Origin of the sequence: Bacillus sp. NTK034 (genome assembly GCF_017303275.1) — a bacterium.
In the GTDB taxonomy this organism is placed as follows: Bacteria; Bacillota; Bacilli; order Bacillales; family Cytobacillaceae; genus Cytobacillus.
Map to the genome: position 1 here is coordinate 89,290 of NZ_JAFKOJ010000010.1, position 22,063 is coordinate 111,352.

The following is a 22,063-nucleotide window of genomic DNA, read 5'->3' on the forward strand; positions in this document are numbered from 1 at the left end:
AAATTCAAAATAGTAAACAAGAGAGAAAAATATTTTATATAGGAGGGCCAAAGGGACATGAAAAGAAAATGGGGATTATTTTCGATTTGCATTTTGATGATTGCTATGGTTACAGCTGGCTGCGGGAATAGTGCAGCAACAGAGGGAACCGGAAAGGCTGAGGAAAATGGGGACTATGTTATAAAATTTGCACATGTTGTAAGCGCTTCAACAGCTAAGGGGAAGGCTGCGGAAAAGTTCAAAGAGCTATTGGAGGAACGTACCGATGGTCAAATCAAAGTGGAGGTGTTTCCTGATTCCCAATTGGGAGCGGATCGGGAAATCACGGAACAAATGCAGTCTGGAACCATTCAGATGAACGCTCCTTTTACCGGCGTTCTGCCTGCCTTTGTTAAACAATTTGAAGTGTTTGACCTGCCTTATTTATTTAAAGATCGTGACCATGTTAAAAGCGCTGTAAATGGGAAAGTGGGTGAAATTTTCAACCAGCACCTGGAGAAACAGGGGCTTCGTGCATTAGGATATTGGGACGGCGGATTCAAGCATCTAACGAACTCCAAACAAGCCATTCAACAGCCGGAGGACCTAGACGGCCTGAAGATGCGTGTTTCCCAGAGCCCGCTGTTAATTTCGCAGTTCCAGGCGATGGGTGCCGGCGGGGTTTCCATTGATTTTGCAGAATTATATACAGCTCTCCAAACCAAAACGGTTGATGGGCAGGAAAATCCTTTAAGCAATATTGTCAGCAAGAAATTTTATGAAGTCCAGGATTATTTAACGTTAAGCAGTCATGGATATATGGCTTATCCATTATTAATTAGCGAGCAATTCTATCAGAAGCTTCCGGCAGATCTTCAGAAAGCTGTAGATGAAGTGTCGGCTGAGGTAACGGATTGGCAATGGGAACAATCTGCTGCGGATGAAGAAGCCTATATGAAAACATTAAAGGAATCAGGGATTGAAATTACCGAACTGACAGAATCAGAAAAAGAGTTATTTATTGAGGCTACAAGTGAAGTATATGAAGACTTTAAGAAAGTGGAAGGCGGACAGGAATTACTGGATGCCATAAAAGAAGCGCAATAGCATGTTTAAAAATACAATCAAGGACGGCTTATAGCCGTCTCTTTTTAACAAAATAAGAAAGTATAAAACTTTGAACGTCGATTACTGTCTAGCTCCAGCGCCTACCCCCTCGAGGTGTCGGGGGTGGGCAAGGCGCTTGCGCTTTTCATAAGAAGGAGGGAATTATATGCAGAAAATCAATCATATCTTGAACTATTTTGAAGAATATGTGGGAGTGATTTCCCTAATCTTTACTTCCTTGCTTGTGTTCGTTCAAGTAGTGCTCAGATATGTTTTCAATTATTCGCTGTCCTGGTCAGAGGAGGTGGCAAGATACTTAATAGTGTGGTTTGTGTTTATAGGGAGCAGTATTGCCGTCAGAGAAAAAGCGCATGCCACTATGGACGCCCTTGTTACGTATTTGCCTGATAAGGGGAAAAAAATCTTTTCAATGATATCCAATCTGATTTCCATCGTTTTTTGTATCTTTTTAATTTGGTCAGGCAGCGGGATTGTTTCAAGTGTTATTGAATTCGGCAGTGTGACTCCGTCCACCGGAATGCCGATGTATATTCCATATCTCGCTCTCCCTGTTGGGGCAAGCCTGATGATGATTCGCTTTCTGCAGCTTTTAGTTCAGGATGTGAAAAGTTTACGTTCAGTAAATCAAACTGTTATTCCTCCAAAAGAGGAGGCTTCAAAACTATGATGCTATTAATTATCTTTGTGCTTCTTTTATTATTGGGGGTTCCAATTGCTATATCCATTGCGTTAAGTACGATTATCGTTATTTTTCAAAGCAATGTTCCGATGGATACATTAGCGAGAACAATGTTTTCAGGAGTAGATTCCTTTTCACTGATGGCCATTCCTTTCTTTGTCTTTGCAGGGGATTTAATGCTGGCAGGGGGAACGTCCAAGAGATTGATTGATTTTACGAAGAAATGGGTCGGCTGGACAACCGGGGGCCTGCCAATTGCAGGGGTGCTATCATCCATGTTTTTTGCTGCCCTTTCGGGTTCAAGCCCTGCAACGGTTGCTGCGATTGGGGGCATTATGATTCCATCATTAAAGGAAGCGCGCTTTTCGGAAAGATTCTCGGTTGGATTAATGTGTGCATCCGGCTCGCTCGGCATCATTATTCCTCCCAGTATAACGTTTTTAGTCTATGGCTCTGTTGCTGAAGTTTCAATCGGCAAATTGTTTATTGCCGGAATCATTCCGGGAATCTTCATCGGACTGATTCTTATGACTGTCGGCTATGTTATTGCCAAGAAACAGGGACATAAGCCAGATCCAAGACCGACCGGAAAAGAATTATGGAAATCAACGGTTTCTGCCATCTGGGGAATTTTGATGCCAGTGATCGTCCTTGGCGGCATTTACTTTGGTGTATTTACGCCTACCGAAGCCGCGGCGGTTGCGATTGTATACAGTATGATCGTTGGCTTTTTCATCTATAAGGAACTGACTATTAAGGAATTATTTGCCGTAACTAAAAGATCGATTGTGACATCTGCCATGATTATGCTTGTCATTTCTGCTTCGAAGGTGTTCAGCTGGTATTTAACATATGAACAGATCCCGTCTACCGTCGCAGGAACATTAATAGAGTATGCATCAAATCCCGTTGTTTTCTTAATTCTGGTTAACATCATCCTGCTGATCGTGGGGATGTTCATGGATTCGAGCGCAGCAGTGCTGATCCTCGTCCCGCTGTTTTTGCCGGTAGTGCTTGAAATGGGAATTGATCCGATTCATTTCGGCGTGATCATGATTATCAATCTGGCAATCGGAATGCTGACTCCTCCTTTCGGATTGAATCTTTTTGTGGCATCAGGCATCAGCAAAATGTCGCTGGCTGGAGTAACTCGGGGTACCATGCCGTTTATATTTGTGCTGATAGCAGCGTTAATGGTTATTACGTATGTGCCACAGCTGTCTCTTTATTTAGCAGATTTTGTTTACCAATGATCTCATTAATTACCGTCCTTCAACTGAGAAGTGACGGTATTTTTTTTGAAAGATCTAAAAAAGTTTTTAGCACCCTGTTGATTGGAGTGGAAGGTGAGAAAGCTCCGCGGAGGCTCCCGGACCGCCCGCGGAAAGCGACTACCTGCAACGGAAATCAACAGGCAAATTTAACAGAGCTAAGTCTAATAGATTTCCCCCCTCTTATCTCCGATATTGCAAAAAGCCTTCCGATATGGATGAGATAATCCTTTCAGAAATTTTTAGAATAAAAGTAAGCTAAACAACAAATTATTTGGCTCTAAAGTCAAAAAGGAGGAAGAGAATTATGGCAGTTAAAAATATTGGGATTATCATGAACGGTGTGACCGGAAGGATGGGAACAAATCAGCATCTAGTGAGATCTATCGTGGCAATCCGCGAGCAAGGCGGGGTGGAGCTTGCCAATGGTGATGTCATTATGCCGGATCCGATTTTAGTAGGACGAAACCAGGATAAACTGCAAACGCTTGCTGAAAAGCACAATATAAGCCGATGGAGCACAGACCTTGATGAGTGCCTGGCTGATCCGCAAAATGTGATCTATTTTGATTCTCAAACAACCGTCCGCAGGGCAGATGCGATTCGGAAAGCCATAAAAGCCGGCAAGCACATTTACTGCGAAAAACCTACTGCCACAAGCTTGGAAGAATCTATTGAACTGGCAAAGCTGGCGTACGGAGCTGGCGTGAAAAATGGGGTTGTGCAGGATAAATTATTCCTGCCGGGACTATTAAAATTAAAGAGACTGATAGATTCAGGGTTCTTCGGCAAAATCCTATCCGTTCAGATGGAATTTGGCTATTGGGTATTTGAAGGGGACTGGCAGGCTGGACAGAGGCCATCCTGGAATTACCGCAAGGAAGATGGCGGCGGGATTATTGTTGATATGTTCGCCCATTGGCGATATGTCCTCGACAACCTATTTGGCAATGTAGAGTCTGTTTCCTGCCTGGGTAAAACCCATATTCCAAAACGGGTCGATGAAAATGGAAAAACGTACATGTGCACGGCCGATGATGCTGCATATGCAACATTTGAACTCGAAGGCGGCATTGTTGCACAGGTAAATTCATCCTGGACTGTCCGGGTTAACCGGGAAGATTTATTAACGATTCAAGTAGATGGCACACACGGAAGCGCTGTAGCTGGTTTAAAAGATTGCAAGATTCAGCATCGCATCAATACACCGAAGCCTGTTTGGAATCCTGACATTGAGAATCCTTTTACATTTACAGAACAATGGCAAACAGTCCCGGATAACCAGGTATTTGATAATGGCTTCAAGGTCCAGTGGGAGCTATTTTTGAAGCATATTGCAGCCGACGAACCGTTTCCATGGGATTTGCTAGAGGGTGCCAAAGGGACTCAGCTGGCTGAATTAGGGCTTAAATCGTGGGAGGAGCGGCGCTGGATTGATGTACCTGAATTAAGCCTGGAGGTGAGAAAGAATGGTGAAACGGTTAACTCTGCCAGATAAAACCGGCAAGACATATGAATACCATGCTGGAAATCATAAAGCTTTCATCCTGCCGGAAGGCCCTTTCAAAAGCAGGATCGCCTTTTCAGCTGCACATGTGGTTTGTGATCCTCTTGCAGATTCCGATCCCGTTTTAAAGGCAAAGATCGACTGGGAAAACACTTTAGCTTATCGAAGACATCTATGGTCTATGGGTCTCTCGGTGGCAGAGGCGATGGATACGGCCCAGCGCGGAATGGGTCTTAATTGGGAGCACGCAAAGGAGCTCATTCGCCGGTCGGCGGCGGAGGCAAAAGCGGAAGGCGGCAGGATAGCATGCGGAGCCGGGACAGATCAGCTGCTCCCCGGCCCATCCGTCACCTTAGCGGATGTTCAGGCTGCCTATGAGGAGCAATGCGAATTTGTGGAACAGCACAACTCGCAAATCATCCTGATGGCAAGCAGGGCCCTGGCAGATTGTGCTCAAGGCCCTGAGGATTATGAGAGGATTTATGCCAATATTTTAAGACAGGTCTCAAAGCCGGTTATCCTGCACTGGCTTGGCGATATGTTCGATCCATCCTTAAAAGGGTACTGGGGCTACAAGAATCTGGATGATGCAATGGAAGTCTGTCTGAATGTCATTTGGGATAACAAAGACAAGGTTGACGGAATTAAAATCTCTCTTCTTGATGCTTCCCGTGAAATTGAAATGCGCAGGCTTCTTCCTCCAGGTGTAAAAATGTATACCGGCGATGATTTCAATTATCCTGAATTGATTAAAGGGGATGAACACGGATACAGCCATGCACTGCTGGGGATTTTTGACGCCATCGCACCAGCGGCAGCTGCAGCCCTGCATGCTCTGGATGAACATGACTATGAATCCTATCATGCATTATTGGAAAAAACAGTTCCGCTGTCACGCCATATTTTCCAGGCGCCAACTTATTCCTATAAAACCGGTATCGTCTTCATGGCCTATCTGAACGGGCACCAATCCCATTTCCGCATGATTGGCGGGGCTGAGAGTGCCAGGTCCATCGTGCATCTGTCTGAACTGTTTGTATTGGCAGACCAGGCCGGACTGCTGTCGGACCCTGAGCTTGCTGCTGAAAGAATGAAGCTGGTATTGAATTTAGCCGGGATTCGTCAGGAGGAATATTCAAGTGGAAAACTATGAGCGTCTTAGTCTGAATCAAATTACAACAGAGCAATGGAATTTAAAAGAAGCGATCGAGGGATGTGCCCGGGCGGAAGTTCCCTGGATCGCCCCCTGGAGACATAAGGTAGCGGAATTAGGCTTAAGCTCAAGCAAGCGGCTCATAAAGGATGCCGGATTAAAGGTTTCCAGTTTATGCCGAGGCGGCATGTTCCCGGCTGGGTCTGCAGCTGAACGGCAAAAAAGAATAGACGATAATAAAAGAGCGGTGGAAGAAGCGGCCGAGCTGGGGACGGATGTTCTCGTTCTGGTCTGCGGGCCGTCTCCTGACCGTGACATTGTATCTGCCCGGCAAATGGTCGAGGAAGGAATCGCCCAGCTGGTTCCTTTCGCGGAATCGCATGGGGTGAAATTAGGAATCGAGCCGCTGCACCCTATGTACGCGGCAGAACGGTCGGTGGTCGTTTCAATGGACCTGGCTAACACTCTTGCGGAAGCATACCGGCCTGAACAGGTAGGGGTCGTTGTCGATGTCTTTCATGTATGGTGGGATCCGGACTTATATAACCAGATCAGCCGGGCCAAAGGGCGAATTCTGGGCTTCCATGTTTCCGATTGGCTGGTTCCTACACCTGATATGCTAAAGGGACGGGGCATGATGGGCGACGGTGTCATTGAAATCAGCCGCATCCGTAAAGCTGTAGAGAGAGCAGGCTACTCAGGGCCCATTGAGGTGGAAATTTTCAATGATCAAATCTGGAGCCAGCCTGCCGATGATACTTTAATTCAAATGAAAGAAAGCTATTTGAAGCATGTGTAGTAAAAAAAGAAGCGACCATATTTGTCGCTTCAGTTTAAAAAGACCAAAAGGGTTCGGAAAAGTCTCATTCCGAATCCTTTTTTGATTTTTTGTGGGAAATTATGCAATAACAGAGAGAATTGCAGACCTCTACGAGGTTATCATTTAGGCAATTTCTGGACCTTTCCAAGTCCAGTTGGCCATCTTCTTCAAATTCATGGCAGTTCAAAATCGAAACTAAAATATTTCAAATTGGAAATACCATCAGGCGATCAAGTTTAAAAATCGTCATTTATCCTGGCTATTTTAAATTGGCACAATTTTTGCAGCAATAAGTGTAACAGGTACAAGGAGGTTAAAGAATGAAATTTGAAAAGCCGTTATCAGGTTTGAAGGTGTTAGAGATGGGTCAGTTAATAGCCGGACCATTCACAACGAGAATGCTTGCTGAGTTCGGTGCAGAGGTCATAAAAGTTGAACCGCCGGGAAGGGGAGATCCCATTAGAGAATGGAGACACATCTATAAAGGAAGCTCACTTTGGTGAAAGGTTCAGTCACGCAATAAAAAGTCCATCACAATCAATTTAAAATCTGAAGAGGGCCAGGGAATTATAAGGAATTAGTGAGGTCATGTGACATCGTCGTAGAGAATTTCAGGCCAGGGACATTAGAAAAATGGGGCCTGGGATATGAAGATTTATGCCAAATAAATCCAGGATTGATATTAATAAGAATCTCAGGATATGGCCAGGATGGACCTTACAGAGATAAACCAGGCTTTGGGAGTATAGGAGAAGAAATGAGGAGCAAAAAAGAGGGTTATCGTTTTCTTTAGGGCCATAAAATAATTTCCAATCGTATTATAAACTTTGTATGAAAAAATCCCACTTTTTATTGGCACTTTGGACAATTGAATTTTCTGAAATATCGAACTACTATTAGATCAAGGAAACTCTTTTAAGGAGGGGAACATGATGCATTCAAGAACTGTAAAGGAAAGAATAGATATTTCCATCCGCGATATTTGGGAAGCAAAGAAACGAATTTCTTCCCTGGTATATAAGACACCATTGATTCAATCGGCTATCCTGTCTGAAAAAATGGGCCGGAGGGTTTTTTTGAAACTGGAGAATGTTCATGAAATTGGCGCCTTTAAAGTCAGAGGGGCAGCGAATAAAATTTTGAGTTTAAGTCCCGAAATGAGAGAACGGGGAATCGCTACCTATTCAACAGGGAACCATGGTATGGCTGTTGCGTACGTGGCAAAAAAGCTTGGAATTGAGGCAGTTGTATGCTTATCAAACCGTGTCCCAAAAGCTAAGGTCGATTCATTAAAAAGGCTGGGAGCCAAAATAGAAATCTGCGGTGACAGCCAGGATGCAGCCGGGGAACGATGCTATGAGCTGGAGAGGATGGAAGGGCTTACTGTGATCCAGCCGTTCGATGATCCCCATGTGATTGCCGGACAGGGAACGATTGGTTTGGAAATTTTGGAGGAACTTCCTAATGTAACAGATGTGATTGTCCCCCTTTCAGGCGGCGGGCTTCTTTCAGGGATTGGGCTCGCATTAAAATCAAATGACAGAGGGATAAGGGTTTCAGGTGTTTGTATGGAAAAATCCGCTGTAATGTATGAGAGTTTAAAAGAAGGGAAACCGGTATTGCTTGAAGAGAGTGAGACTCTTGCAGACAGCTTGCTTGGCGGAATCGGTCTGGATAACAGCTACACCTTCCGTATGGTTCAAGGATACATGGATAACGCTTATCTGATTCCTGAAGAGGAGATTGCATACACCATGGCTTTTATGATAGATAAGCACAGAATGATTATGGAGGGAGCAGCAGCTACTGGAGTTGCAGCGGTTTTAGGCGGGAAAATTCCCCGGCAGGAGGGGGACGTTGCTGTAATCATCAGCGGACAAAATGTGGATCTTTCTGTCATTCATCGGATACTTCAAGATTATGCTATCAGTAATGAAGAGAATGAATGATATAACTGCCGAAATTGATTGTATTAGATTTATTCAGGTGAAGGAGTGATCGAAAGATGACTATAAATATAAGTGCCACTGAAGTTCTCCTCAGTTAGGGCTTCCGCATTTAAGAAAGCTTGATTAAAGCTTTGTCTATAGTACACCATCCGTTCCCTTTAATATGGAAATATACTGAAATTGTTATATTGCTAAAATATAAACTGGAAAAGCGTAAAATTAATAGTGGACGTTGCTATCTGAATATGGTTTCCTATAATAAAAGTCTTCTATATTATTAATCTTAAGGTGTTCAGAGGGGAGCCAACATGAGATTAACAGTTAAAGATGTACTGGAATACAAGATTCTCAATAGTGCCAAGATTGTTACCGGAAAGGAATATGCTGAAAAAAGGAAAATCCAATGGATTTCAGCCATCGAAATGCCGGTGGAGAACTTTGTCCGAAAAAATGAAGCGGTATTGACGACGGGGATTGGCTGCGGGGAGGATGCTGAAACTTTCAAAAGGTTTGTTCAGGATGTGATCGATTCCGACGCTTCCGCTCTGATGGTCGCTTTGGGAAGATACATTTTTGATATTCCCACTGAGGTCATTGAACTGGCCGAAAAGAATAATTTTATTATTATTGAGATTCCATGGGAAATCCGTTTTTCCAGTATTATCGAATCGGTCATGAAAGAAATTAATGACATCGAATATAAAGAGCGTAAAAAATCAGAAAAGGTTCAGCAGGAACTTCTTAAGCTCATTCTAAAAGACACCGATCTGAAGGAAATCTCAAAATTCGTTGAAAAGCATATTGGGTACCCGATCGTCATTACAGACCGATCCGGCACTCATCAGGAAAAAAGCATCCACACACAATCCTTTATAAAGGAGTGGAAAACATATGTCCTGCAAGGAATTCTTCCATCAAGGGCAGAAAACACTCTATTAAAAGGAGACCCTATGTTTCAAAAGTTCCAAATGATAAAGATAGAAAACCGGATCGTTTTTCAAATTCCGGTGCTCCAGGTAGCCGACAATCCACAAGGCTATATTTTTGTATTGGTTCCCAGTTCCGAATCAATCGAATCCTTTCTCACACTTTTTCGGGTTAACGTGTTAGAGCATGCTGCAACTACGATTGCTCTTTGGCTTTCAAGGAGAAATGCCATTGAAGAGACAAAAATGCGCCTTCGCAGCGATTTTGTCCATGAGCTTTCTAAGGGCGAATTCCTATCACTTGAACAAGCCGATACAAGGGCAAAATTGCTGGGATATAATCTTAAACTCCCATATGTGTGTATTGTCGGGTATCCGGAAAATATGAAATTATTATTCCAAAAGCGCAAGCAGGACTATGATTCCTATGAACATTGGCTTGAAAGCATGATTCAATATATCGAAGAAGAAATCTACTATGCCGCCCAGTCTCTTAAAAAGGACATGCTGATGACCTATCAGGGTGAACAGCTTGTCATCTTCCTGGAAACTACTGGGGTAAAGGGAAATGAAAACGCTACAAATTTCCTTGATCTTGTAGAACGGCGCCTGGGAAATCTGCTTCCTGAAGTTGTCATATCCTGGGGCATCGGCAATGCGTTTGAAGGAATTTTAGGATTTGGGGAAAGCTTCCGTCATGCAGGCACTGCTTTAAGCATCGGGCGGCGGAAAAAGGGTCCCGGGCAGCGGATGATGTATGAGCAAACCAGAGTGGACAGAGTGCTGTTAAATTTGGCCGGCAATAAAGAGATGGAAGAAATCATTATGTCAACTATTGAGCCTCTTGTACAATATGACGAGCAGCGGCACATGGATTTGATCGGCACTTTCATCGCCTATAATCAATTTCATGGAAATGTAAGTCAGACAGCGAGATCGCTAAATCTTCACCGGCAGTCCCTGCTGTACCGGCTAAGGAAGATTGAAGCTTTGACTGGTTTATCCCTTATTGATCCGGATGATTTATTTCTTTTGGATCTGAGCATAAAGATTTGGAAAATAGGAGAACATGCCGTTATGGCAGGTCAAGATTAATTTTATTGAAAAAAAGAGAACTGTGGCAAAAATCCTTTATGGATTTTTCCGCAGTTTTTTTTCATTTAAACTTCACAAACCTCGGCCCTGCCCTTCACAGGCTCTCTGCAGCTGTTGGACCCCTTGGACAGGAGAGTCACGAACCATCCGCTCCAATCAAATACAATGCTAAATCAGCATCCATTTTTGACCATCAATCTATTTAAGGAAAATTTCTTATTAAGACTTTAAAGCTATATAATTCTCAATTTTTCGCTAATTTGACTAAAATAAAATTTGAATTTTCATACAATTTTGCGGATGATAGATTTCTTACCCTGACACTATAATGAACCTACAAACTAAATACCCGAAAATTATATACCGGTTTGGTAGGAGGGAGCGCCACCATGTCATTTGGAACAGCAGAGTATAAAAAGAGAATCTTGAAAACAAAAGAAAAAATGGCAGCAGAAGGGATTGAAGTATTGCTTATTACGGATCCCGCTAATATGAATTATTTATCCGGTTACGACGGATGGTCCTTCTACGTGCATCAAATGCTTGTCATCATCATTGATGAGGAACAGCCGATCTGGATTGGCAGGGGGCAGGATGCAAATGGAGCCAAGGTAACGACATGGCTTTATCATGAAAACATCATTCCCTATCCTGACGATTATGTACAATCTGAAACCAAACATCCAATGGATTTTGTGGCAGAAATCTTAAAGCAAATCGGACAGCAAAATCGTTTCATTGGTGTTGAGATGGATAACTATTATTTCACTGCAAAATGCTACGAGCAGCTGAAAAAAGGACTTCCAAATGCTAGTTTCCGGGATGCATCCCTGCTGGTGAACTGGGTCCGCATTATAAAGTCCGATACAGAGATCGAGTATATGAAGAGAGCAGCCAAAATTGTGGAGAAAACAATGGCAGCAGGAATTGAGCTGGTGAATGAAGGTGTACGGGAATGTGATGTGGCAGCGAAAATCTTTCATACACAAATAACAGGCACGGATGAATTCGGAGGGGATTACCCGGCAATCATGCCTCTTCTCCCATCTGGAGAAAGAACTTCCACACCGCACTTAACCTGGACGGACCGGCGTTATAATTCAGGCGAGCTTGTGATCCTGGAGTTGGCCGGATGCTATAAGCGCTACCATTCCCCACTTGCCAGAACCGTTCATATCGGCCAGCCCTCCGAAGAAATCAAAGCACTTTCGGAAGTGGTTGTCGAAGGCTTGAACGCTTGTCTGGATATGATTAAGCCAGGGATTGCCTGCGAAGAAATTGAGGAAGCATGGAAAAAATCGATTGAAAAAAGCGGAATTATAAAGGAATCGCGTCTTGGATATTCCATGGGTCTGAACTATCCTCCAGATTGGGGTGAGCATACAGCGAGCATCCGCAATGGAGATAAAACCATCCTTCAGCCCAATATGACATTCCATTTGATCCCGGGTATCTGGCTTGATCAATACGGTTTCGAAGCAAGTGAATCATTCAGGGTAACCGAAAATGGATGCGAAACATTTGCAGAACTCCCAAGGCACTTATATATAAAAGAAGCATCACTTTCAAAAATTTAGGAGGTGAAGCGGAAGGATGCTAATTTTTACAGAACAGGAACTTAAACAGTATGTGCAGCTGAATAATGAAGCGATTGCTATTGTGGAAGCAGGATTTACGAAACTTGCAGTAGATGAAGCCGTCATGCCGCCGATTATGCGTGTGGACCTGCACGACCAAAATGGGGAAGTGGATGTCAAAACTGCTTATGTAAAAGGGGAAGACATGTTTGCAATCAAAGTATCTTCCGGATTTTTCAATAATTATAAGCTGGGACTTCCAAGCGGAAATGGACTTATGCTCTTGATCAGCACTCAAACAGGCATCCCGCAGGCAATAATGCTGGATAACGGCTATTTGACCGAGGTACGGACAGCCGCAGCGGGAGCGATTGCAGCAAACTATCTCTCCCGTAAAAACATTGAAACAGTAGGCGTAATAGGAGCAGGAAGCCAAGCGAGGTACCAGGTAAGGGCACTAAAACTCGTACGGGATTTTAAAAGAATCCTGGTCTATTCCAGGTCAGAGGATCGTTCGAGAAAGTATGCCGTGGATATGTCCGCCGAATTGGGGATTGAGGTCCAAGTGGCTGAGAGTGCCGAAGCCTTAGTCCGTAATAGTGATACGGTCATTACGACGACTCCGGCAAAAGAACCGGTGATCAAAGCGGAATGGCTTCATCCCGGACTTCATATCACGGCAATGGGATCAGATGCTGAGCATAAGCAGGAGCTTGAAGCTGAAGTCCTTGGCCGGGCGGATAAGCTTATCTGCGATACAAAAGCACAGTGTGCCAGGCTTGGAGAATTGCATCACGCACTTGACAAAGGAATATTAACGAATGAATCGCATGTTATTGAACTGGGTCAATTAACATCCGGAAAGCTGAGCGGGCGGGTAAATGACGAAGAGATTACGGTTTGTGATTTAACTGGTACAGGAGTCCAGGATACTGTCATCGCCCTGTTTGCATACACTGAATTGGTCAAGCGGGAAATCGGATTGATTGTTGAGAACAAAAAAATGGCATTAAAAAACTGAGAAGGAGTGATCGTATGGTAAAAGAAAATGTTCAGGCAGGTACAAAAGCAGTGTGGGCTGGGGAAAAGGAATATTTGGTTCATGGAGCTACCCAGGTGCCGGTCGTACTCAGTGTGGCATATGGCTATGATGATATGGATGAATGGTATGATGTAGCGATTGGAAAGAAAAAAGGCCATATTTACGGAAGAAATACAAATCCAACGGTACAGTCATTTGAAGATAAAGTAAAAATCCTCGAAGGCGCCGAGTCAGCAACAAGCTTCTCGACAGGCATGGCTGCCATCAGCAATACATTATCGACGTTCCTGGTGCCGGGAGACCGCATTGTATCCATGAAGGACACTTATGGCGGAACAAATAAGATTTTCACGGAATTCCTGCCGCGCCAGCAAATCGATGTAGTTCTTTGTGAAACGGGTAATCATGAGCAGATCGAGGCGGAAGTGGCCAAAGGGTGTAAAATTCTTTACCTTGAAACACCGACGAATCCAACCGTTAAGATTACTGATATCGAACGCATGGCAAAAGCAGGACACGAAGCCGGTGCAATCGTGATTGTAGATAATACGTTTGCAACGCCAATGAATCAGAACCCTATTAAACTTGGTGTGGATCTGGTTATCCACAGTGCTACAAAATTCCTCGGCGGTCATGCCGATGCACTTGGCGGAGTCGTATGCGGTCCGCATGATTTAGTAGAAAAAATCTATCATTATCGTGAAATCAACGGTGCCACAATGGATCCGATGGCAGCTTACCTGATGATCCGCGGAATGAAAACGCTTCACCTTCGTGTCCGCCAACAATGTAAAAATGCGATGGCGCTTGCCAAATACCTGCAGACAAAAGATATGGTGGAATCGGTTTATTATCCAGGGTTGGAAACACATCCAAACCATCATATTGCCAAAAAGCAAATGAAGGATTTTGGCGGGATGCTCAGCTTTGCTGTTAAAGGCGGAGTCGATACTGTCCGTGACCTGCTGCCAAAATTGCAATTCGCCAACCGCGCTGCCAACTTAGGCGCTGTTGAAACAACAGTAGGGCCGGCCCGAACAACCAGCCATGTGGAATGTACTCCTGAGGAGCGGGCTGCTGTAGGCATTCCGGAAGGATTAATCCGCGTCTCCTGCGGTATTGAAGAAATTGAGGATATCATTGCAGACTTTGAGCAGGCATTCAGCCATGCAGAAAGTGTATTGCAAGTAAAGTAGATTACTAGTTCCGATCGAGGTGAGAGAGGATGTCAGAACATCATCCTATCGTTAAGCAAGCGAATAATCTGGCTGGACGTCTCGTAGAATGGCGCCGTCATCTTCATCAGCATCCCGAACTCAGCTTTCAAGAGTTCGGGACCTCCCGCTTTGTTGCGGAGGTGCTAAAGGAAATAGGCGGAATCGAAGTAGAAACAGGAGTTGGTCTTGAAACAGGAGTGGTCGGCACTTTGACCTCGGGTGATGGACCAGTCATTGCCCTGAGGGCTGATATGGATGCCTTGCCGATTATGGAGGAAAATAGAACAGGCTATTCGTCCAATACGGAGGGTGTGATGCATGCGTGCGGCCATGATGCACACACCTCCATTCTACTCGGAGCAGCTTCCATTCTTTCTGACCAATTTAAAAAGGGCGAATTGAAAGGAACGGTTAAGTTCATTTTCCAGCCGGCAGAGGAGAGTACTGACGAAAATGGACTTTCCGGGTCGCCTTACATGATCGGAGCAGGGGCTTATGACCAGGCTGACGCGGCCCTTGCCCTACATGTCTGCCCGTGGCTACCCGTCGGGGAAGTTCAAATCAGCGATGGCTACAGCATGGCTAATGTAGATGTATTTGAAGTGAAAATTCATGGCTCCGGCGGCCATGGAGCTTACCCGGAGCTTGGCACAGACCCTATATGGATGCTTGGGCCGGTTATGCAGGCACTGTATGGAATTACGGCAAGGAGAGTCTCAGCGCTGGATGCTGCTGTAATCAGCATAGGCAAAATCCATGCAGGTACAGCAAGCAACATCATTCCGACTGAGGCAGTTATTCAGGGCACTATTCGGAGCTATACACCGGAAATCCGTGAGTTATTGGCATCTGAAATAAAGAAAGCGCTTTCTATAGTGGGGCATCTGGGGGGAACTTTTTCTATGAGCATCCAAAATGGGGAGCCGGCTTTAAAAAATCATCCTGCCGTCAATGAATGGATAACGGACGCCATTATACAGACATATCCAGGCATGGGAATTACAAGGCGCCCATTTGGACTTGGCGGGGAAGATTTTGGCTATGTGACTGAAAAAATACCGGGATCGATGTTTTTCCTAGGTTGTGCACCAAGAGAGGGAGAGCAGCGCGATCTTCATACCCCAATTTTTGATTTGGATGAAGCCTGTTTGCCGATCGGAACAGCCATTTTGGCACAAACAGCGGGCACGTATTTAAAAAAGAGACCGCAGGTACAAAGAGACAAGAATTTGGAGGTGGAGATGCTTGGCACATAAGTTGGCGTTTATAGGATTTGGGGTTGTTGGCCAGGGCTTGGCGGAGATTCTCCGTGATAAAAAGCAGTCCCTGAAACAGAACGAAGGATTTGAAGCTGAAATTGTGGCTATTTCCGATTTGATGAAAGGGTCGATCTACCATCCGGGCGGCCTGGATATCGATACCGTTTTGCAAGTAGTGCAGGAAACCGGGAGTTTGGAAAATTATCCGGAAACACCGGGGCTGATCAGGGAATGGGACAGCATCCGAACAATCCGGGAAACCAATGCAGATACGGTTGTAGAGGTTTCCTATACAGATGTCAAAACCGGGCAGCCTGCCATAGAGCATTGCAAAGCTGCTTTTGAAAAAGGAAAAAATGTGGTGATGACCAATAAAGGTCCTGTTGCTCTTGCGTACCAGGAGCTGTCCCGGCTGGCACAAAAACATAATGTCCAATGGGGATTTGAGGGCACAGTCATGAGTGGCACACCAGCATTACGAATGCCGGCAGCTACTCTGGCCGGGAATGAGATTACGGAAATACGCGGCATATTGAACGGAACAACCAACTACATCCTGACCAAAATGGAGGAGGAGGGCGTTTCGTATGAAGCGGCATTAAAAGAGGCCCAGGAGCTCGGCTATGCGGAGGCAGATCCTGTAAGTGATGTAGAGGGCTATGATGCCAGATATAAGATTGTCATTCTTTCCAACCATGTCATGAATGCTCCTTTATCAGTCGAGGAAGTGGAATGCCAGGGCATTACAGGCATCACGCTGAACGATATTGAAAAGGCGAAGGCAGAAGGGAAGACCTGGAAGCTCATTGCAAAAGCCAAAAAAGAAAACGGAAAGGTGATTGCCTCGATCGCTCCTGAGAAGCTGGATGATACAGATCCTTTAGCTTCCATTGGAGGAGCTGTCAATGCCATTACGTATCAATGCGATTTATTGGGCACAGTCACTTTAAGCGGAGCAGGAGCTGGGAAAATAGAAACCGGATTCTCCCTCCTGATTGACTTAATCTCCATTCATCGACAAAGGCAGCTTGTTTCAATCTAAAACGGAAAGGCGGTAATAAGCATGACCACTCAATTAACCGGACAAAATATGTTTCTCGCAGGCGAATGGACGACAGGCGAAAGATTAATTGAAGTTCGTGATCCGCAGGATAACAGCATCATTGATACTGTACCGGCAGCTTCGAAGGAAGATATGCTGAATTGTATTGAAGAAGCGAAAAAGGGAGCGAAGATTGCCGCTTCCCTGCCTGTTCATCAGCGAATGGCGATTATTAATCGGGCTGCAGACTACATTGAAGCCAGAAAAGAAAAATACGCCAGAACGATTGCAAGGGAAGGAAGCAAAACCATTCGGGAAGCTTCAAAGGAAGTGGAAAGAGCCATTCAGACCTTCCGGATCAGTGCAGAAGAAGCAAGAAGAATTCATGGAGAAACCATTCCGTTTGACCAAATGCCCGGGAGTGAAAACCGCCTGGGATACTACCGCCGTTTCCCGATTGGTATTATAGGAGCCATTACACCTTTTAACGATCCATTAAATCTGGTAGCGCATAAAGTGGGTCCTGCCATTGCTTCCGGGAATGCCATTATCGTAAAGCCCGCTACTGTGACACCACTCAGCGCCCTTTTAATCGCTGAAGCCTTTGAAAAGGCCGGATTGCCGCCTAAAGTGTTATCGGTCATCACTGGTTATGGAAGCGAAATTGGGGATGTTCTTGTTACCCATCCTGCTGTGCGAATGATTACTTTTACTGGAGGCCTGGACGCCGGGGAACAAATTACCCGGAAAGCGGGATTAAAAAAGATAAGTATGGAGCTGGGGTCCAATTCTCCTGTCATTGTGCTGGAGGATGCTGATTTAGAAGAGGCTGTTGAATCAACGGTTTCCGGGGCATTTTGGGCAGCAGGGCAAAATTGCCTCGGTGTCCAAAGAGTGTATATCCAGAATTCCGTTTATGAGGCATTTCAACAGGCATTCGTTGCCAGGACAAATCAATACTGCGTAGGGGATAAGCAATCAGAACTGACGGATATGGGGCCGCTTATTACGGAAAAAGAGGCTGTCCGGGTTGAAAACATGGTTAATGAAGCGAAACAAAAAGGAGCAGCCGTATTAACAGGCGGGAAAAGGAATGGGTCTTTTTACTCTCCTACTGTTCTCGAAAATGTTCCGGAAGATTGCACCATTGCGAAAGAAGAAATTTTTGGTCCGGTTGTACTTTTGTACCAAGTATCTTGTCTTGATGAAGCAATCAGTAAATCGAATGACATAAATTATGGCTTGCAGGCCGGAATATTTACCAGGGATATCGAAAAAGCACATAAGGCCATTGCCAAAATGGATGTAGGCGGAATAATGATCAATGACAGCAGTGACTACCGCATTGATGCGATGCCATTTGGCGGTGTGAAAAATTCAGGGTTAGGCAGGGAAGGAATCAAATTCTCCATTCAGGAGATGACAGAACCGAAAGTAGTCTGCTTTAAATTATCGAACTATTAGAAATTTTTAATTTAATACTGCCAGACAGCCATCAAGCTGCCTGAATATCGTATGAGGAAGAACAATCCGGCTGCTCCGGAGGGTCTTCCTTTCCTTTTAGATAGCTGAAGTCATAATTTATGTCATTCAACAACATTCATATACCTATGAAATGCAGACAGGCTTTATATTAAAAAAACCTATCAAACTTCCATCAGGCACACAGGTGCTAAATCAATGCTTTGATAGAGCCATATAAAAGAAAGATTTAATAAGGAGGATTTTATTTTGAAGAAAAACCGGGACCGCGCTTCATATAACAATCCAGTCTTTAAAATCTCAGCCATAATCGTTGGACTTTTTACCATTTGGGGAGCCTTTTCACCTGATAGTCTTGCTAAAAATGCCTCTATTGTTTTTAACTTTACAAGTAAATCATTTGGATGGCTTTATTTACTCAGTGTAGCTCTTTTTGTTTTCTTCTGTTTATACCTTGCTTTTAGTAAATATGGAAACATAAAACTCGGCCGGGATGGAGAAAAAGCCGAATATTCCTTATTTGCCTGGATCAGTATGCTGTTCAGCGCAGGTTTCGGGGTAGGAATTGTCTTCTGGGGTGTAGCAGAACCGCTGTCTCACTTTTCTTCTCCACCGCTTCCTGGAGTAGAGCCGCAATCAGCAGAAGCCGCACGGGTAGCCATGCGATATTCCTTTTTTAACTGGGGCATTCATCAATGGTCAGTCTTTGCCATTGTCGGACTGGCTCTTGCTTATTATCAATACCGTCATAAAAGGAGGGTTCTTGTAGGCGAAGTATTAAGCGCAAATCACCCCGAAAAAAGAAAAAGGCTGAAGTCAGCAGTTAATATACTGGCTGTCATTGCAACGGTAACGGGAATTGCCACCTCGATGGGAATGGGTGTCCTGCAAATTAATGGCGGCTTGAACTATGTCTTCTCAGTTCCAAACAACCCTTGGGTGCAAATCGGCATTGTTGGCATCATGCTTGCCCTTTATCTTGTTTCAGCTACAACCGGTATTGATAAAGGGATTAAGATTTTGAGTAATACCAACATGATCCTGGTCCTTGCTTTAATGGTGTTCTTCCTGTTCAGGGGCCCCACCGTATTCATATTTGAAAGCTTCGTCCTTGCCATCGGCGACTATATCCAGCATTTTATGGAAATGAGCTTCTATTTGACCCCATACACAGGTGAAACGTGGGTTCAGGATTGGACAGTTTTTTATTGGGCATGGGTGATTGCCTGGTCTCCTTTCGTCGGTTCCTTTGTTGCCCGGATTTCAAAGGGGAGAACGATCAGGGAATTTGTAATAGGTGTAATGGTTGTCCCTCCAGCTATTGGGTTTGTATGGATGGCCATTTTCGGAGGAACGGGATTATACATGGATTTATTCCAGGGTACCGCCATATCCGAAGCTGTTTCGCAAGATGTGACAACTGCCATTTTCGTTCTGTTAAAGGAGTTTCCATTATACACATTGTTATCAGTGATCATGCTGGTCCTAATCGTCATATTCCTTGTAACTTCGGCGGATTCAGCGGTTTTCGTTCTGGGCATGATGACATCAGATGGGGATTTGAATCCATCCAACATGGTAAAAGTGATCTGGGGAGTATTAATGGCCGGGATTACTGCCGTGTTAATTGCCAGCAGCGGATTAAAAGGGCTGCAAACTGCTTCCTTGGTCTCAGCTCTTCCTTTTACGATCATATTGGGCATTATTAGCATATCGCTCTATAAATCATTGTCCAGGGAGAGAAAAGAAGCAAAAGGACAAGCCAAATCGGTTCCCCTGCAGAAAGCCCAGTAATAACTGGTGGAAAAATTCAATTTCTAAAGAGTGTCCTATAACATGCCCTTCAAGCGGTGAACAAATGATTACCCCATTAACCAAAAAACGCTATTCTTTCTGTAATATCATGGAAAGGATAGTGTTTTTTTTTTGTAGGAAGGTTTTAAATGAAGTTATTCAGATTTCACAGGAATTGCAACCTCTTATCATTGACCAAACTTCCTATGATAATTCGCCAAAGCCATAAGGGGGAAAATGTACCGATAGCTATGATAATGGATGTAAAAGCTTCCTGCCATAGCCTGCCCTTTTGGATAGGCTGTCGTCCAATCCTTTTTATTGATTGAATGGGTCAGGTAATGAATTCCTTTTTGAATTGCTTCTGTCGGGTGGTCCTCGGCTGCAATTAAGGCATCCAGTGCCCATGCCGTGTCTGTTAAGGTACTCGCATTCAAAGGAACATATGATTTTTCGCTGTCGCTCAAACAGGATTCCCCCCAGCCGCCATCCTGGTTTTGAATTTCCTTCAGCCAATCAGAGGCCTTTCGGATAGAAGGATGGTCTTTTGAAAGCCCTGCCGCGCAAAGCCCGGTTACGGCTGCCCACGTGCCATAAATATAGCAAATGCCCCATCTGCCATACCAGGAGCCATCTTGTTCCTGATGGTCCAACAGCCAGTTAACCGCTTTTTTATATAAGGGGTCATCAGCTGGCAGATTTGTATAGTTCCCCAAAAACTCCAGCGTCCTCCCGGTCAGGTCGGCAGAGGTTGGGTCTCCAAACATATATTCACCCTTTTCAATTGGCAGGAAGCCGAGCCATGGATTCTCGGTGTTCCTCTCAAAAGATGGCCAGCCGCCATCCTCATTCTGCATAGATAATAGCCACTGAATGCCCCGATCCCAGGCTTCCTGATTGACTGAATCACCCTCCACACTTCTGGCGATCGCTCTTAACGAAGCAGTGGTATCGTCTATATCGGGATTGCGGGTGTTTACGTCGGAAAAGCCCCATCCGCCCGGCAAAGCAATCGGATTATGAATGACCCAATCCCCAAACTGATCATGCTGCCGCTTCAGCAGATAGGTGTTTGCTCTCTTTACAGCAGGATCTTTTGGCGAAAGGCCGGCTAATTGGAGAGCGGTATTTATAAGCGAAGTATTCCAGACACTGGCGTTAGCATATTGCATATGGGGAAGACCGTCGATATCAGTCCTGAGCGATTTTAGTCCTGCGACCGCCTTCTTTATAATTGGATGATCCTTGGCATAGCCAAGAGACAGGAGCGCAAAAATCATTAAAAAGGTTGAGCTGAAATAACTATAGAATGTTCCATCCGGTTCAATCCGCTCGAGCATATATTTTTTGGCCCGGTCCATAGCCAATGAGTGAAACTGTTCAGACAGTCCTAAAAGATCTTCAACTCCTTCTTTGATGAATGATAATAATGACCGGTATTCTGGCTGGATTTCCCATGAAACTGCTCCTGACCTTGTTAATAGCAGATTTGAAAGGTCAGGGCTGCTTTTCGTTTTGATGCTGAACTTTGTTTCTGCCAGAATCAAAATCGGAGCTAAATTCACACGCCCGTACACGGAAAATTGATAAAAGTTTAAAGGAAAGGATAATGGGAGCAGCATAATCTCAACGGGAACCGGAAAGGATTCTGGCCATGGATATTGTCCCGTAGTGGAAAGCATAATTTTTGTAAAAACATTTACGCTTTCCATTCCGCCATGCTCCCGTATAAATTTCCTGGCAGCTTTCATCCTGGGATCTTCCTTCTGAACATAGCCGGAATAAAGAAGCCCGTAATAAGCCTCCAGAGTGGAGGTGGCATTTCCATCCTTTTCATCCTCGAAAATCTTCCAGGCGCCATTTTCCTCTTGCTTGCCTATGATCCTCGCTGCCAGCCCATGTATTAATTTTTCATCATGTATCTCCAGTGTCCTTAATAAAATGATCATATAAGCATCTGTTGAAATGCCGGTTTCAAATGGATAATTCCAGGAACCATCAGGAGACTGGCCTTTTCTTAATAGGGTGATGAGATCGTTAATGCCGGAAATCGTATCAGTCATTTCATGCACATTCCTCTCAAGTAAATTGGATCCTTTAGATACATATTCATATGGCTGAAAGAGAATTCATGGAGGAGGGG

Annotated in this window: 16 protein-coding genes and 1 pseudogene; 16 read left to right on the plus strand and 1 reads right to left on the minus strand. The window is 44.5% G+C overall.

Annotated elements, in window-relative coordinates; genetic code table 11:
- The first annotated feature begins 57 nt into the window (after positions 1 to 57).
- The 16 genes and pseudogenes from JI665_RS23340 to JI665_RS23415 all read left to right on the plus strand — a co-directional run bounded on the left by JI665_RS23340 (position 58) and on the right by JI665_RS23415 (position 19,920).
- Positions 58 to 1,086 (plus strand): TRAP transporter substrate-binding protein, encoded by a 1,029-nt coding sequence (locus JI665_RS23340; protein ID WP_206844761.1) that lies wholly within the window; start codon positions 58 to 60, stop codon positions 1,084 to 1,086.
- A 166-nt stretch (positions 1,087 to 1,252) separates the two neighbouring features.
- Positions 1,253 to 1,774: a TRAP transporter small permease gene (locus JI665_RS23345; RefSeq protein ID WP_206844762.1), complete on the plus strand. Its 522-nt coding sequence runs from the start codon at positions 1,253 to 1,255 to the stop codon at positions 1,772 to 1,774.
- Positions 1,771 to 3,039 (plus strand): TRAP transporter large permease, encoded by a 1,269-nt coding sequence (locus JI665_RS23350; RefSeq protein ID WP_206844763.1) that lies wholly within the window; start codon positions 1,771 to 1,773, stop codon positions 3,037 to 3,039. The genes JI665_RS23345 and JI665_RS23350 overlap by 4 nt, the downstream gene beginning before the upstream one ends.
- A gap of 325 nt (positions 3,040 to 3,364) precedes the next feature.
- Positions 3,365 to 4,555, plus strand: coding sequence for a Gfo/Idh/MocA family protein (locus tag JI665_RS23355; protein WP_206844764.1), 1,191 nt, complete (start codon positions 3,365 to 3,367; stop codon positions 4,553 to 4,555).
- Positions 4,527 to 5,717, plus strand: coding sequence for a dihydrodipicolinate synthase family protein (locus tag JI665_RS23360; protein ID WP_206844765.1), 1,191 nt, complete (start codon positions 4,527 to 4,529; stop codon positions 5,715 to 5,717). Before JI665_RS23355 ends, JI665_RS23360 begins: the two co-directional genes overlap by 29 nt.
- Entirely contained in the window at positions 5,704 to 6,516 is an 813-nt protein-coding gene (locus tag JI665_RS23365) for a sugar phosphate isomerase/epimerase family protein (RefSeq protein ID WP_206844767.1), read from the plus strand. Before JI665_RS23360 ends, JI665_RS23365 begins: the two co-directional genes overlap by 14 nt.
- Before the next feature lie 341 nt (positions 6,517 to 6,857).
- Positions 6,858 to 7,297, plus strand: a pseudogene (locus tag JI665_RS29170) (CaiB/BaiF CoA transferase family protein); the annotation flags it as partial.
- Positions 7,298 to 7,466: 169 nt separating this feature from the next.
- The gene (gene eutB, locus JI665_RS23375; RefSeq protein ID WP_206844769.1) at positions 7,467 to 8,486 is read left to right on the plus strand and encodes a hydroxyectoine utilization dehydratase EutB; all 1,020 of its coding nucleotides are present in this window, start codon (positions 7,467 to 7,469) and stop codon (positions 8,484 to 8,486) included.
- A gap of 308 nt (positions 8,487 to 8,794) precedes the next feature.
- Positions 8,795 to 10,507 carry a PucR family transcriptional regulator gene (locus tag JI665_RS23380; protein ID WP_206844771.1) on the plus strand — a complete coding sequence of 571 codons (1,713 nt, stop codon included), beginning with the start codon at positions 8,795 to 8,797 and terminating at the stop codon, positions 10,505 to 10,507.
- A gap of 389 nt (positions 10,508 to 10,896) precedes the next feature.
- The gene (locus JI665_RS23385; protein WP_206844773.1) at positions 10,897 to 12,084 is read left to right on the plus strand and encodes a M24 family metallopeptidase; all 1,188 of its coding nucleotides are present in this window, start codon (positions 10,897 to 10,899) and stop codon (positions 12,082 to 12,084) included.
- A 16-nt stretch (positions 12,085 to 12,100) separates the two neighbouring features.
- Positions 12,101 to 13,105 (plus strand): cyclodeaminase, encoded by a 1,005-nt coding sequence (locus tag JI665_RS23390; RefSeq protein WP_206844774.1) that lies wholly within the window; start codon positions 12,101 to 12,103, stop codon positions 13,103 to 13,105.
- A 14-nt stretch (positions 13,106 to 13,119) separates the two neighbouring features.
- Positions 13,120 to 14,322 carry a cystathionine gamma-synthase family protein gene (locus tag JI665_RS23395; protein ID WP_159863011.1) on the plus strand — a complete coding sequence of 401 codons (1,203 nt, stop codon included), beginning with the start codon at positions 13,120 to 13,122 and terminating at the stop codon, positions 14,320 to 14,322.
- A 29-nt stretch (positions 14,323 to 14,351) separates the two neighbouring features.
- Positions 14,352 to 15,599 (plus strand): M20 metallopeptidase family protein, encoded by a 1,248-nt coding sequence (locus JI665_RS23400; RefSeq protein WP_206844775.1) that lies wholly within the window; start codon positions 14,352 to 14,354, stop codon positions 15,597 to 15,599.
- On the plus strand, positions 15,589 to 16,644 hold the full coding sequence (locus JI665_RS23405; protein ID WP_206844776.1) for a homoserine dehydrogenase: 1,056 nt from the start codon (positions 15,589 to 15,591) through the stop codon (positions 16,642 to 16,644). The genes JI665_RS23400 and JI665_RS23405 overlap by 11 nt, the downstream gene beginning before the upstream one ends.
- A gap of 21 nt (positions 16,645 to 16,665) precedes the next feature.
- The gene (locus JI665_RS23410) at positions 16,666 to 18,108 is read left to right on the plus strand and encodes an aldehyde dehydrogenase family protein (protein ID WP_206844777.1); all 1,443 of its coding nucleotides are present in this window, start codon (positions 16,666 to 16,668) and stop codon (positions 18,106 to 18,108) included.
- A gap of 267 nt (positions 18,109 to 18,375) precedes the next feature.
- Positions 18,376 to 19,920 (plus strand): BCCT family transporter, encoded by a 1,545-nt coding sequence (locus tag JI665_RS23415; RefSeq protein ID WP_206844779.1) that lies wholly within the window; start codon positions 18,376 to 18,378, stop codon positions 19,918 to 19,920.
- 188 nt (positions 19,921 to 20,108) lie between these two features.
- On the opposite strand, the gene JI665_RS23420 is transcribed toward JI665_RS23415, so the two are convergent.
- The gene (locus JI665_RS23420) at positions 20,109 to 21,983 is read right to left on the minus strand and encodes a prenyltransferase/squalene oxidase repeat-containing protein (protein WP_206844784.1); all 1,875 of its coding nucleotides are present in this window, start codon (positions 21,981 to 21,983) and stop codon (positions 20,109 to 20,111) included.
- Positions 21,984 to 22,063 lie beyond the last annotated feature (80 nt).